General features: G+C 51.4%; 12 protein-coding genes. 5 read left to right on the top strand and 7 right to left on the bottom strand.

Annotation, left to right across the window (positions count from 1 at the left end; translation table 11 throughout):
- Positions 1-5: 5 nt before the first annotated feature.
- Both AAC599_RS14875 and AAC599_RS14880 read right to left on the bottom strand, forming a co-directional pair.
- Positions 6-1,253: a hypothetical protein gene (locus AAC599_RS14875; protein WP_340151187.1), complete on the bottom strand. Its 1,248-nt coding sequence runs from the start codon at positions 1,251-1,253 to the stop codon at positions 6-8.
- 8 nt (positions 1,254-1,261) lie between these two features.
- Complete coding sequence (locus AAC599_RS14880; protein WP_340151188.1) at positions 1,262-1,849, bottom strand: hypothetical protein; 588 nt, start codon at positions 1,847-1,849, stop codon at positions 1,262-1,264.
- A gap of 332 nt (positions 1,850-2,181) precedes the next feature.
- Here AAC599_RS14880 and AAC599_RS14885 point away from each other — a divergent pair, with 332 nt between their 5' ends.
- Complete coding sequence (locus AAC599_RS14885; protein WP_340151189.1) at positions 2,182-3,549, top strand: formimidoylglutamate deiminase; 1,368 nt, start codon at positions 2,182-2,184, stop codon at positions 3,547-3,549.
- Positions 3,550-3,584: 35 nt separating this feature from the next.
- On the opposite strand, the gene AAC599_RS14890 is transcribed toward AAC599_RS14885, so the two are convergent.
- The 5 genes from AAC599_RS14890 to AAC599_RS14910 form a co-directional block, all read right to left on the bottom strand.
- Entirely contained in the window at positions 3,585-4,796 is a 1,212-nt protein-coding gene (locus AAC599_RS14890) for an acetyl-CoA C-acetyltransferase (RefSeq protein ID WP_340151190.1), read from the bottom strand.
- A gap of 223 nt (positions 4,797-5,019) precedes the next feature.
- Positions 5,020-5,829: an enoyl-CoA hydratase/isomerase family protein gene (locus tag AAC599_RS14895; RefSeq protein WP_340151191.1), complete on the bottom strand. Its 810-nt coding sequence runs from the start codon at positions 5,827-5,829 to the stop codon at positions 5,020-5,022.
- A gap of 223 nt (positions 5,830-6,052) precedes the next feature.
- Complete coding sequence (locus AAC599_RS14900; protein ID WP_340151192.1) at positions 6,053-6,838, bottom strand: SDR family oxidoreductase; 786 nt, start codon at positions 6,836-6,838, stop codon at positions 6,053-6,055.
- 18 nt (positions 6,839-6,856) lie between these two features.
- Positions 6,857-8,143: an AMP-binding protein gene (locus tag AAC599_RS14905; RefSeq protein ID WP_340151193.1), complete on the bottom strand. Its 1,287-nt coding sequence runs from the start codon at positions 8,141-8,143 to the stop codon at positions 6,857-6,859.
- 527 nt (positions 8,144-8,670) lie between these two features.
- Positions 8,671-9,432, bottom strand: coding sequence for a glucose 1-dehydrogenase (locus AAC599_RS14910; RefSeq protein WP_340151194.1), 762 nt, complete (start codon positions 9,430-9,432; stop codon positions 8,671-8,673).
- Between the two features lie 116 nt (positions 9,433-9,548).
- Here AAC599_RS14910 and AAC599_RS14915 point away from each other — a divergent pair, with 116 nt between their 5' ends.
- From AAC599_RS14915 to AAC599_RS14930, 4 genes are all read left to right on the top strand, one after another.
- On the top strand, positions 9,549-10,850 hold the full coding sequence (locus AAC599_RS14915) for a TetR family transcriptional regulator (RefSeq protein ID WP_340151195.1): 1,302 nt from the start codon (positions 9,549-9,551) through the stop codon (positions 10,848-10,850).
- A 250-nt stretch (positions 10,851-11,100) separates the two neighbouring features.
- Positions 11,101-12,651: an AMP-binding protein gene (locus AAC599_RS14920; RefSeq protein WP_340151196.1), complete on the top strand. Its 1,551-nt coding sequence runs from the start codon at positions 11,101-11,103 to the stop codon at positions 12,649-12,651.
- Complete coding sequence (locus AAC599_RS14925) at positions 12,651-13,442, top strand: SDR family NAD(P)-dependent oxidoreductase (protein ID WP_340151197.1); 792 nt, start codon at positions 12,651-12,653, stop codon at positions 13,440-13,442. Before AAC599_RS14920 ends, AAC599_RS14925 begins: the two co-directional genes overlap by 1 nt.
- 54 nt (positions 13,443-13,496) lie before the next feature.
- Positions 13,497-14,690, top strand: a complete 1,194-nt coding sequence (locus AAC599_RS14930) for an ABC transporter substrate-binding protein (RefSeq protein ID WP_340151198.1) — start codon at positions 13,497-13,499, stop codon at positions 14,688-14,690.
- The last annotated feature ends 9 nt before the right edge of the window (positions 14,691-14,699 follow it).

Raw genomic sequence — 14,699 nt, forward strand, 5'->3', positions numbered from 1 at the left:
TTTACTCAAAGCTGCTTTTCCGGTGTTTTTTCCTTTTCGTAAATCTCTTTCAGGAAGGCGCGCCATTCAGCGAACTGCTTTTCCGCATTTCCCGTTATTTTTTTGGTTTCTCCTTCAAACTCGACAACCTGCGGTGCAAGCTCGGAGTCAATGGACTCGCCAAGCTCTTCAATCGTATTTGCATGGAACTCAGATTCCTTGCTGGTTCTGAAGCTCTCTGAAATCATCATGACGCCTCCGACCCCGGCGGCGATCCCGCCTGCTGTCGCGGCTGTGGAACGTCCGGGGCTTCCGCTGTTTGCACCACCAACGGCAAGCCCGATCGCGAGGATGGTCAAAAGTCCGCCGACTATGGCCTGCGTAGTTGCCTTGGTTTCGGCTTCCTGAAGTGCTGTCTCTTCCTTCAGGCTTTGTTCCTGCCAAAGCGCGTAGCTGGTCGACATTTCGGCATTAAACTCGGCGTAATGGTCCTGCATGTTGTCGATGAAAAGCTGATCCCTGATACGGATAGCGCGTATCCGGGCGAGCATGGGATCCAGCTCACTCGGCAGACCAACGAGTTCCACCCGGCCATTTTCTTCCCTGATATATTCAACAAACGCCTCTTCGGAGAAATTCGCCCCAAAGCGCATTTCCGTTACGGATTTTAAAGCAGCGAGATCTGTCGCATCGGCTTCTGAAAGATGCTCTACCAGATCCAGAGCGGCTTCTTCAAAAACAGGCTGATAAGGGTCTTTCCCTTTATTTCGATAGGTTTTGTGAAACCTCTCGAGTACCTCATGCTCATAATCTTCATTGTACCAGTGAGCGCCGGAAATATCGTAGACATCAATTTCGATCTCGACATCCTTGCCATTGGATTCAAGGATTTTCCCAAGCACGTAAAGATCGCCTGTAGCCTCAGAATTCGGGGCAACCCGCACCGCCCCAAAACGTTCCGTTTTCTCCAGTTCTTCCTTGAGTTTAAGCGCAAAGCGAACAGATTCTGCGCGGCGAAGCTCCGGCCAAATCCTCTCCTCCTCCATCTCTTCAGGATCATCAGGCAGACCCGGATCAAACACAGGAATTATGATATCAAGTTTTGTCTTCTGAAATTCCGGCTGGGATTGTACCGCTGTTTTGACCTCACTCGAGGTTCGCGGGCCGACGCCTGTTGACATTCCCGGCGTGACGCAACTGGTCACGAAGAAACAAAAACAGATTGTCCAACCAAGTGTCACCCTCACCATTTTTCTCGCACCATCATGTTCCATAACAGGCACTAGCTATCAGATAGGCCTTTATATTTTCTATACTCTTCCCATAAAAGCTCGCGTTTGACCGGATCCGGCTCATTCATAGCGGCTTCGCGTATTTTCTTTTGCAATATGTTGTCGTTATCCGCAGGCGGAATATCTTCTGGCACTTTGCCATTTGGAAGGGCATCTTGTTGCTGTTTTACAGGAGACTTGGTTTCCTCTCCCTCAACCGTGCTGGCCTGCTGCTCCGTCTTGTTTTGAGAAGGCATCGGCTCTGACCCCTCAATTCCGGAAGACGCAGAGGACATAGCGGATCCGCCGCCACTGCCGCCGGTCGCACCGCCGCCTCCACCACCTCCTGAAGAGGCGTTATTTTTTTTCTGGCTTGCACAACCATCATACTTGTTCAGCGATTCAAATAGTGCCTGATCCATCTCGGCGATTATTTCGTCTTTCGTTTTTCCGCCGGAATTTTTGTAATCGACCCCAGCCTCGGTACAATCCTGTTCCGAGCCGGTTTCACTCGCGCTTGAGGCCGACGCCAGCGCCAGAAAAGCGGAAACTGCCAACAATGATGTCCAGTATAGGGTTATGCGCATTTCAATATTCACTTCAAATAATAATTCAAGATTGCTTATTTATACAAAATGGTCAATTAGTACGGGATATTCTTGCGTAACTGTCTTTTCTCCCCTCTGCAGAGACTTACAACTTCAGGGATATTGCTCCTTCCAATATAGATTATGTCACTGGCTTAACAAATATCATCGCATGGATAAGCCTATAACCTCCCCATTACATATATAGATTAAACGCACAAAGACTTAATATCCGTCGCGGCAAGTGTCCTCTCACATGTTTCAATTGAGGTCGCCGTTAGCATATCATTCCCAACGAATTTTGATTACGATAGTTCGCTGGTTACATGGTGGGAGCGGTATAAGTGCAGCAACTTCATTTCGAGCAAATATTGCTGGCGACGGGCTGGGACAAGGACATTACCCTAAAAATTGACCCATCCGGATACATTCAGTCTATTGAAAGAACAAAGAGCCATGAGATGGGTGAGACCATCACCGGCGCCGCTATCCCGGGAATGCCTAACCTGCATAGTCATGCATTTCAACGAGCAATGGCCGGACTGGCCGAAAAACGCTCTTCCCCGACGGACAGTTTCTGGAGTTGGCGCAAGGTGATGTACGGCTTTCTGGATATGCTGGAACCTGAGGACGTCACAGCGATCACGGCCCAGCTATATATGGAATTGATGCGGGGCGGCTATACGGCTGTGGCTGAATTTCATTATCTCCATCACAGTCGAACGGGGCAGCCCTATGAAGACATGTCGCTTATGTCTCAGGCAGTGATTGAAGGCGCACGTGTGGCAGGGATGCCAATCACACTATTACCTGTCTTCTATGCTCACGCCGGTTTTGGCGGCCTTCCGCCGGAATCCGGACAGCGCCGCTTTATCAATACCCTCGACAATTATCAGGAGTTGTTTTCTGCATTACAGAGACTTGAAATGCAGGATCCGAACCTCACCCTCGGAGTTGCGCCCCATTCCCTGCGCGCGGCGACAAAAGAGGAGATTGTAGAACTTCTGAAGTTTTCCCCCGAAACACCTTTCCATATACACATTGCCGAACAGCAAAAAGAAATAGAAGATTGTATTGCGTCATATGGCAGGCGCCCTGTGGAATGGCTGTATGAAAATTTCGATGTGAATAAGCGCTGGTGCCTGGTACACGCAACGCATTTAACGGATGCCGAGATTATTCAAACTGCAAAGAGTAAGGCAGTCGTTGGGTTATGTCCGCTCACCGAAGCCAACCTCGGCGATGGCATTTTTCCAGCGAAACGCTTCATCTCAGAAGAAGGGAGCTTTGGAATAGGTTCCGACAGCAATATTTGTCTGAATGTCGCGCGTGAGCTTGAGAGTCTGGAGTATGGCCAACGATTGCTTCATCAGGAACGCAACGTGTTGACCTCCACCGCATTCCCTAACACAGGGCATTTTCTATATAAAAAGTCTATGTCCGGCGGTGCCCGCGCCCTAGGCCAGCCCCACGGCGGTCTGCAGGTCGGCGCCCGCGCGAATTTCGTCACCCTGGATTTGGAGCATCCGGATTTTTACGGTCGTGATCAGGAGAATTTTCTCAATATTCTTCTATTCTCGGCCGCCGCAGATTTCAAAACCGATGTATACATAGCCGGTGAGAAAATGGTGGCGCAGGGTCGGCATAAACGTGAAGAGGAAATCACACGCACTTACAAGGCGCATATGAGCAAGCTGCTCGCTAACTTGTAAGAGACCCGATTTCCTGCTTCACAAGAGCAAACCCATTAGCCCCGCTCAAAAACGGCCGCTAACCCCTGTCCACCACCTATACACATGGTCTCCAGGCCGTATTTAGCATCACGGCGTTCCATTTCCCTGAGCAATGTTGCAAGGATACGTCCGCCAGTCGCGCCAACCGGATGGCCCAGGGAAATTCCTGAACCGTTTACATTCATCCGCTCGAAGTCTGACTTAGCAAATCCCCAATCCCGCGTACAGGCCAGCACTTGCGCCGCAAAGGCCTCATTCAGCTCAATCAAATCCAGATCCTTTAGGCTAAGCTCCGCCTTGGCCAGCGCCTTCTCGGTCGCGGGCACCGGTCCGATGCCCATAATCTCCGGGCCGACGCCGGCAACCGCCCAGCTGATCAGGCTGCCATAGACTTTCAGGCCCAACTCTTCGGCAATAGTACGGGTCGTAACCACGCAGGCGGAGGCACCGTCATTCTGTCCGCTTGCATTACCCGCCGTTACAGTCGCCTCAGAATCAGACTTGCCAAGGATCGGCCGAAGTTTCGACAGACTTTCAAGGTTGGCTTCTGGTCGCGGATGTTCATCCTTGGTGACGACGGCCTCACCTTTGCGACTACGCACCGTGACCGGAATAATTTCATCATCAAAACGACCGGCTTCCTGCGCAGCGACAGCACGGCGGTGCGATTCGACCGCGAATTCGTCTTGCTCCTCTCGCGGAACGCTATGGCTCCGGCGCAAATTCTCTGCTGTTTCCAGCATTCCGCCGGGTACCGGGAAGTTAATACCCCCTGCGGTGACACGACCGCGTGCCAGCGCGTCGTGAAATGCGAGGGACGTGCCCTGAATACCCCATCTTCCGGATGTTGAATAAAAGGGAGCATTGGACATGGATTCTGCCCCACCAGCAATGACCACGGAGGACGCTCCCGTAGCTACCTGCATCACGCCATTGATAATGGCCTGCAAACCGGATCCGCATCGGCGATCCAGTTGATACCCACCAATTTCAATCGGCAACCCAGCATCCAATCCGACAACCCGCCCCAACGCCGGCGCATCCATGGAGGGGTAGCACTGTGCGAAGATAACATCGTCCACCCGCTCTGAAAGTCCCTCGCAGCGGGCCAGTAACCCGCTAACAACCGTGCGGCCAAGCTCATGTGCATGCAGGCCCTTGAACTGCCCTCCAAATCGTCCAACGGGGGTACGAACCGGCTCACAAATAACAACGTCTTTTAGCATTAGCTTTTTCCTTATTTCTTCAAATGCTGAAACTGATATGGCTACCTTGTAAGAGAGAAGCCCAAAACATGCAAATCCCCTTTATTGAACAAATGCTTACAATCGTAGCAGTATCTACATAAAAAGGAGCGCCGATTCTGATTGGGCCGCTCCTTCTTAGTTTCAGCATTCCAGCCGCATATCCTCCTCCAAAGACAAGAGGATATGCAATCATGTAAATTCCTTAAATCGGACAATCTTTACGGAAATTGGGCGTCCGCTTTTCACGGTGGGAGGCAACGCCTTCCTTTACATCCTCACCCATAAAGCCAAGCATCTCCAGTGCGGTAGACGCATCAAATATCGGCCCTGCCTGTCGCAACCAGTTATTAAGCGAGTATTTTGTCCAGCGGATCGCACTTTGAGATCCGTTAGCAAGATCGGTCGCGATACCAAGCGCTATTTCTTGCAGCTCTTCGTCCTCCACGCACATAGACACCAGGCCAATACGGTCTGCCTCCTCACCTGAGACAGGCTTGCAGGTCAGCAGATAGTATTTTGCCTTCGCCATGCCGCACAACAGCGGCCATATAATGGCGGCGACATCACCTGCGGCAACGCCAAGCCGGGGATGACCATCAACAATTTTCGCGCGTTTTCCGGCAATAGAAATATCGGCTAGAATACCGACGACAAGCCCTGCGCCGGCAGCCGGGCCATTTATCGCCGAGATAATCGGCTTGTTGCAATTGATGATATTGTAGACAAGGTCCTTTGCTTCTTTCCAGGTATTCATAATCTCGTCGAAATTACCGGTCATTTTCTCGATCAGGCCGAAATCACCGCCGGCTGAGAATGCCTTACCTTCACCAGTGACGATGACGGCGTTGATATCCGGATCGCGGTCGATATCACGCCAGATGTCAGTCATTTGAGTATGCGTTTCTGCATCTATGGAGTTGAAGGTTTCAGGATTACTGAACGTAATTCTCAAAACGCGCTCTGCTGGATAGTCAAATTTCAACTTGTTGTAACTAGAGTATCGATCAGTCATTTTATTCGTTCTTTCTTTTCTGTTGAGCCACCACTGTCGATGACATGTTATAAAACGAGTTGTGTTTTTACGCGGAGCATTCCGAAAAACGCATTATTTTGCTCGGGGCATATTTCCTAACAATTGTTAGAATACTGCTGTGCTTTTTTCCTGTCAATCGAGGAGGTACCGCAAACCCCAAAGATACATTTCATTATTTCAATGAAAATCGGGCCTTTCTGTTCTAACCACCAATCGACATATTTGTTGTTATGCCCCCATCGATCGTGATGATGGTGCCTGACGTGTAGCTGGACCTGAAGGATGCCAAAAAGGCAAACATGTCGGCAATTTCACGAACCGTCGCCGCACGCCCTAACGGATAATTCGCCAGCAGTTCGCCATAGCGGCTCTCATCGCCCCAGCGCTCTTTCGCGCGGGCTTTCATGATCTTTTCGATGCGAGTTGTGGCAACCGGCCCCGGATTGACGCCGACAACACGGATGTTGTCCTGCAAGCTGTGCCCACCCACCGCCTTGGTAAAGGCCATTAGCGCCGCATTTCCCGTGGTTCCCGCAATATAGCGGAAATCAAAATTTTCTCCGCCATTGCCAATATTGTTGAGGATTACGCCATGGCCACGCGCCTTCATGCTGGCATAAAAGAGCCGGGTCATGTCGATATATCCCATTACCTTGACTTCCCATCCCGGACGCCAGTCATCGGCCCCGACCTGCCACATATCGCCGCCCGGTATGGCGCCAGCATTATTGACTAGAATGTCGATGTCACCGGCGGCGGCATGCAGTCTGTCGATATCCCCTTTTTTTGTGAAGTCGGCTGGGAAATACTCTGCCTTGACGCCATGCGCGTCCGTCACACGTTTAGCAATGGATTTGAGACGATCCTCCTGCCGGGCTGCCAAAAACAAATCAGCCCCTTCTTCGGCGAACACCTCGGCGAGGCCTTCCCCGATTCCTTGCGACGCGCCTGTGATTAATACTCTTTTGCCTTTAAGCCCAAGGTCCATTTGCTTAACCTCCTGTTTCTATAGGTCGGGATACTCTCTCAGCGTAAGCGCGACCTTTACAGCGCCCGGCTTCTCAAATGTATCTGGTTCGACAATCCTCACATCCGCTTTAAAAGCCAGAGAATTTCGCAGATGAGTCTCAATTGATTTTTTCAGTTCTTCATCCCGGTCGGGTGAGCGATCAGGTCCTCGCTCAACAATAACTTTCAGGGCCCCTTGAGATGTATGTCCCTCGAAATCTGCGACTACCCGCATCACACCGTTGGTCTCCGGTGTCATATCGCCAATGATGCTTTGAATTGCCGAAGGGAAAACATTTGCACCGCGAATAATGAGCATGTCGTCCGTGCGCCCGATACAGCGGACCTTCGGGCCTGTACGACCACAAGCACATTGAGTGCCCAGCACCTCCACATGATCACCTGAGCGGAACCGGACGAGCGGGTTCGCCTCGCGCCCGATTGCCGTGTAGATCAGTTCCCCTTCTGCACCATCCTCAAATGGAATGACCTCGCCGGTTTCGGGATTGAGGAGTTCGGTGACAATATAGTCCATGCCCACCATATGCATACCGGACTGCTCCTCGCATTCGCCCCAATAGGCCACCCCCATGTCGGTGCCGCCGAGCATTTCGCAGCATTTCGCACCCCAGACTTCCTCGATCCGCTGCCGAATGGCAGGAATGCCGCCGCCGGGCTCGCCACCCACAAGAACGACCTCGATACCGAGTGTTTTCGCCTCGACGCCTAGAATATCCGGCGCCTTCTCCCCCAGAAACACCGCAAAGTTCGGCGCTGCGGCAAGCACGCGGGGCCTTACATCAGCGGCCGCCCGGAGCAGACGATCCGCCCCGCCATCCGCACCAATCGGAATATCGATAACGCCCATATACTGCATGGATTGAGTAATCGGCACACCGCCGACGAAGCCTTTGGCCAGCGCGAATCCATGCAGCGACATATCCCCCGGCCGGATGCCGCTGGCGAAGAAGCAGCGGGCGTTCATCTCATGCCACATCTCTGCATCACCTTGAGTCAAAGCGACGTAGGACGGACTGCCGGTCGTGCCGGAAGAAGCCTGCATCTGAATAATATCTTCCATATCCGCCGCAAGATGCAGTCCGAAAGGAGGCTTTGCTTTCAGACTCTCACGAATTTCAGTTTTCAGGGTGAAGGGCACTTTCTGCAGATCCTCGACCGTCCGGATATCATCGAAGGATACGCCTGCATCAGAGAACTTCTTTTGATAAAATGGCGACCTTTCTTTCAGATAAGCCATTTGGGCAACAAGCTTTTCTTCCTGCATTTTTTTTAAGTCCGCGAGCGGCATAGATTCGACTGCATGCCAGTGAGCAGAATTTTTTCTCTCAAGTGCATCGGCGCGGCGGTACTGTATACTATATTCCATGGAAGCCATTATTTTGTTTCCTTTTTGTAGCATCATTGGAGCTTTACTATTTCTTTGCCTGACGATGGAGCAGAATGGTCAAGGCAACGGAAGAAGACAGAAAATTTAACGTTGCCCCCATTTCAGAATATCAAAAACATTCTTAAATCTCGCCCGCCAATCTTCAATCATTTCAAAGAGGATAAATACTGCAGAGAATGCTATGTGTCCCTGATTTCAAACCCTGTTTTTGTCATCCCGGCAAACCAGGATATTCATTTTTGAAAATCCTAACTTACGTTAGAAAATCTGACAAGGGTAATTAATCCGACCCGCCAAGATGTATAAACGGATATGAAATATGAAACGCGACAATGAGCAAGGCTTTGCACTTATAAAAACAGAGGAACGGGGTGCCTGACACCTGACACCAAAAGGCTCTTGGCTTAGCCATGCATAGTGAGGCCACCGGAAACTGAAATAGTCTGCCCCGTGATAAAACCAGCATCGTCGGAAGCGAGGAAACATACAATGCCTGGAAAGTCGGATGGTTGCGCGAGGCGCTTCATCGGAATGGCTCTTTTCAGGCTTTCTGCAATTTTTTCCGCCCCTGCACCGGACGCGACTTCGGCAAACAACGGCGTATCTGTCGGGCCGGGGCACACAGCATTCAGTTGAATACCCTTTCTGGCAAGCTCCCGGGAAACTGTCTTGGTAAAAGAGATAATACCGCCCTTACAGGCTGAATATACTGCCTCACCTGACGATCCGACCCGGCCTGCGTCCGAGCTAATATTGATAACTCTCCCGCCACCATTTTTTATCATGCCGGGAAGGACTGCATGATGCATGTAGAGCGGGCCGTACAGATTTATATCAATGATTTTTTTCCAGAGATCGACGTCCGTGTCTAAGAAGTTGGCCATTTTATCCCAGCCCGCGTTGTTGACCAAGACATCCACCGGGCCGACTTCTTCAACTTCGCGAACCGCCTTCTCGACAGCTTCTTGATCCGTGATATCAACAGTATAGGCAGTGCCTTTACCACCCTTCTCATCAATCAAGCGCCGTGTTTCAGATGCTCCATCGCGGTTAATATCAAAGAGAGCAACCTTCGCTCCCTCCTCCGCGAAACGAAGTGCTATCTGACGCCCGATACCACTACCGCTTCCGGTTACAATAACATGTTTTCCCGTCAACCCGCGCATGATTGTCTCACTCCCAGATTAAATCGTCCAATTTTCCGGACTTGTTAATTATAAAATCAAACATTTGTTAGAATTATCTCACTTGACATTATCCTGTCAAGAAGGAATTAAAAGCTATGAACGTTAAATTAGAAATTACGCAGCCCATAGAAACTGCGCTTACGAAATCCGAGAGAACCCGCCTTACTATTTTATCTGCAGCGGCGAGGCAATTTCGCATAGCGGGTTACGAACCTTCTACCCTTCGTAAGATTGCCGACGCTGCCGGTATCGAAGCCGGGAGTATCTATTACCATTTCGCCTCAAAAGAAGAGATTTTTGACGTGGTCCTGGATATGGGCCTCCGCTATGTTTATGACGCTGTCAAGAAAGTAAGCGAAGACTGTCAGAAGGACGACATCGGATTTCGCGAAACGCTCGCCAGAATGGTACATGCCCATATAGAGCATTTACTCAAAGAGAATGACTTCACATCATCTAATATACGCAATTTTTCCATGCTGTCTGAAGAGGTGCGAGAACGCCACCGTCCTCTCCGGCTTGCCTATTCGCACCTGTGGGACGACTTTTTGAAAAAAGCATTGGAGAATGGGAAAATCAGATCGGATATCAAAATTGTTCCTCTTCGACAGTTCCTGCTGGGAGCTCTCAACTGGATGGGGGAATGGTTTAATGCATCCCGAATTCCAGTCAGCGTATTATCGGAAAGTGCAGTAAGACTAATTTTGGATGGTATGCTGATTGAGCCCAGAAAAAGTTATTTCACCGTTGAAAACACCAATTTTATAGAAGCGGATTTTATAGAGCAGGGCGATAGCAAAGCGGCGAGAACCCGAATGCATATCCTCTCGTTCGCGGCAAAAGTCATGCGCGCCTCCGGCTACAGAGCGGCTACGTTACGGCAGATAGCCGCCGCTGCCAAAATGGAGGCAGGAAGTATTTACTATCATTTCAATTCCAAAGAAGATCTGCTGGATGAATTACTGGACCGTGGTTTGCGCGAAATGGCTGACGGCGTCTCGAAGATTCTGCGTGATTTTGAAAAATACCCGGACCCAAGCCAGCAACTGGCAGACGCTATCGATGCCCATATGAAGGTACTGTTTGCCCGCAGTGAGTTTACATCTGCCAATATCCGAATGTATGGTCAGCTACCTCAGGAGGTGAGGGCGCGGCACAGGCCTGTTCGGAGAAAGTATGCCTCGGCCTGGGATGCCTGCTTGAAAAACGCGCAGGAGGAGAAGATAGTCCGAAGCGACTTTGAAGTGATTCCTTTGCGGCTTTTCCTGCTGGGCGCATTAAACTGGACTGTCGAATGGTTTGATCCGGGAAAAGGCGGGAGGGAAGGCTTCTATTCACTTCAGGAAATGATTGCCATGCAACAGACCCTTCTGCTGAGCGGCATTGCTCGTAACTAGATTAGTGAGGATTATTTCTTAATATCCTAATCCCCACCCAGATAATCAATGCTTGGTTTCTCCGTCCGGTTGAATCTGTCTCATGGAAATGAAATTTCTTATAAAAAGAAATAACTTAAATACCCATCATCAAAAACTAACAACTGTTCAAAACGATTGACGGGCATTCGCCATTATGCATAGACTGAAAGAAAAAAGGCACAAAAGCTGACTAACAAGCTGACGCCGTATAATTATGGGAGAAATGCAGGTGACCGTTACGTCTTTAGCGCAATGTCTAGATAACACATCGCGCCTTGTTGGAGACCAGATATTCATCAGCTATGAAGGCCAGACTCATACCTTTACAGAGTTTGATCTCAAAACCTCGCAATTGGCAAACGTATTCAAGGCGCATGGCGCGGAGACTGGAGATGTGATCGGGTTATACCTGCCGAGCAGTCCGGAAATGGCCCTTGGTTATTGGGCCTGCCAGAAAATAGGCGCGATCGCAAATCCCATCAGCGGCATGAATCGCGTGCATGAGGTGAGATCCACCGTGAAGCGGACTGGCATGAAAGTGATGCTGACCAGCAAGGAAACACTGCCCTACGCCCTTGAGGTGCAGCAGGAAACCGGCAAGCCGGAGACAATCTTTGTAACCGGCGGCGCAACGGAAGGCGCCCATGATGCTGACTCCCTTATAGATAGCGCCGATAAAACCTGTTCAATACCGGACTTCAAGGCCGATGATATCGTCGCCCTGTTTTTTACATCCGGCACCACAGGGGAACCCAAAGGCGCAACGCAGACACAGCTCAGCCAATACACAACGCTGCGCGACATGGCGGTTCACGGCGGTCTTTTATGGGGCAAGGAAGTCTTCCTCTGTGCGCTGCCGCTGTTCAATAATTTCGGCGCCACCTGCATGATGAACGGAGCCATCTTCTCCGGCGCCAAAATGATCCAGCTGGAGCGCTGGGACACGGAAGCCGTGCTGGAGACGATCACACGTGAAAAGGTGACCTATCTTGCCGGATCGCCGACCATGTTCCTTTATCTGCTACGCGAATTCGATCCCACTAGACATGATCTCAGTTCCCTGAAAACTTGCGTTACAGGTGGATCGCCCGTCTCGCCGAATGTCATGCAGCAGTTTGAAGAGAAAATGGGCGTGCCGCTGCTGCAGATTTATGGCGCGACGGAAAGCACGGGCTATGTAACAGGAGAACCCCCGTTTGGCATCCGCAAACGCGGCTCCGCCGGAGTGCCGATTGGCGGGTCGCGCATCAGTATCGTTGATGACAATGGCGTGGAAGTGCCACACGGCGAAGTTGGTGAAGTGCGGATTTCAGGAGATACCATCGGCGCCGGCTATTGGGGCGATGCCGAAACAACGGCTGCCAGCTTTACGTCAGAAGGCTGGCTCAGCGGCGATCTTGGATATCTCGATGAAGATGGCTATCTATTCATCGTTGACCGGAAAAAGGATGTCATCATTTCCGGCGGTTACAACATTTATCCGCTGGAAGTAGAAGACCTGCTCTACCAGCACCCTGACATCCGTGTTTGCGCCGTTATCGGTCTGCCGGATGAGAGTAAGAGCGAAATACCGGTGGCAGTCGTCATACCGCACGCCGGACACAAACTTGATGGCGCGGCAATAATTGCTTACTGCCGCAAGAATCTGTCCGCCTACAAATCGCCCCGTCGTGTCTACACAGTTGACGATATGCCGCTAGGGCCGTCCAACAAAATCCTCAAACGTACGCTTCGGGACTGGCACACAGAAGGCCAGGGAAAACTGAAAGAGGTCCAGTAATGACAGATCAATCCTCTTCCGCAAATCGCACACTCCCGCTCGCGGGCGCTGTTGCTCTCGTAAGCGGTGCGGGCGGTCCCATGGGCGCAGCCGTTGCCAAGCGGTTGGCGGCGGATGGCGCCTCACTGGGACTTATCGATATCTCGGGTCGACGGTTGGCTGCAACCGTAGAGGACATCCAGCATAGCTATCCCGACATAAAAGTTCATATGGCGCGGGCGAACGCAACTGACGAAGGTGAGACAAATGCCGCCATTGGCGAGATTGTGGACAATCTCGGACCCGTCACAACCCTCGTCAATGTGGTTGGGGGTATTCGCGGCGGTGAACTGGTGACCCCAATTCTGGGGATGAGCGAAGAGCGTTTCGACAGCACTTTTGAGCTGAACCTAAAACCACTTTTCTGGATGGTACAGGCGGTTGCTCCCGGAATGGTCTCCCGCAAAAAGGGAGCCATTGTAAATATTTCGTCAGTGACATACGCTGGTGACGGAGATCAGCCCGAATATGCCGCAGCAAAAGCCGCAGTCTCTTCTCTCACCCGCTCACTGGCGATAGAACTGGCCCCGAACGTACGTGTAAATTGCATTGTTCCGGGATTGATACAAACATCCGTGATTGAAAATGCGGCCCCGGATATGGTGAAGGACTACACCAATCGATCCCTGCTTAAAAGACTGGGTCAGCCAGAGGACATCGCGGGCGCCATCAGCTTTCTCGTCGGCCCCGACTCGAGCTTTATTACCGGTGCCGCCTTGCCCGTGTCAGGAGGGATAGCCGCAAGTCTTTAACGCTTTAAAACGGTAAATTGTATAATCAAAAAACTCAAAACAAGGGAGAATACTATGTCTATGAAGAAAATTATTGGAATCACTGGCGGGGCACTAATTGCCTTGTTCAGTGCACAAACGACATTTGCCGACGAGATCCTCAAGGTAGGCGTTTCCGCTCCAATGTCGGGCGCCGCCGCTGCTTGGGGATTGGGCTTTGAATATGCAGCGGAACAGGCTGTCGAAAAGGTCAACTCCGAAGGTGGCATCAAAGCTGGCGGAGAAACCTACATGCTGGAACTGCATGCCTATGACAACAAATACAACGCTGCCGAAGGTGCCAAGACGGCACAGACCATGCTGAACCGCGAAAACATCAAATTCATTGTCGGCAGCATCGGTACAGCACCTGTGCGTGCAACGCAGGCCCTTTCCGAGCGTCAGGGCGTACTGCTGTTCAATACGGGTTGGGGCAAAAGCATCAAAGGTCCGGAGTATCCGCTCACCTTTACGCAGATGAACACCCCGTTTGAAATTCTCGCGCCCTTCTTCGGCTACATTAAGGAACAGCATCCCGATCTCAAGACAGTCGCGATGATCACCCCCAATGATGCAACAGGTCAGGAAGTAGAGCCTGTTGCCGTCAAGACCTGGAATGATCTTGGTGTTGAGGTTATTTCAACGGACCGGTACGAGCGAGGCACCACCGAATTCCAGTCCATCGCGACAAAAATCGCCAACAGCAAGCCTGATGGCGTTGACTTCGGTGCGGCTCCTCCTGCGGACGTCGGTTCCATCATGAAAGAACTGGACGTGCTGGGCTGGGACGGCGTCAAGATTGTGGCGCCAGGCACTTCGGCCGGCACATTGAGCAAGATGGCAGGCGGCGCGGCGGAAGGCACATATCTCGGTGCTTCCGCTGACTTCCAGGGCGATTCAGCCAGCGAAACCCAGCGTAAGCTGAACGAAGGTGCCATCGCCAAGCTCGGCGAATCCCTGAACGGCATTACCATTTCAAGCTATGATGCGGTGATGGCCCTGAAGAAGGCGATTGAAACAGCCGACAGCATCGACCCGAAGAAGGTTGCGGAAACCCTGCCGACCATCATCTTCGAATCCTCCTATGGCCCGGCGGCTTTCGGTGGCACCGATGTTTATGGCTCTCCGCAGCAGATCCTGATCCCTGTCATGATTACGCAGGTCAAGGACGGAAAAGCCGTGGAAGTCGGGCGTGTTGCCCCGGAAGAGCTTAGGGAACGCCTTAAGTAATACCGACTG

This window comes from uncultured Sneathiella sp. (genome assembly GCF_963976355.1).
Lineage (GTDB): Bacteria > Pseudomonadota > Alphaproteobacteria > Sneathiellales > Sneathiellaceae > Sneathiella.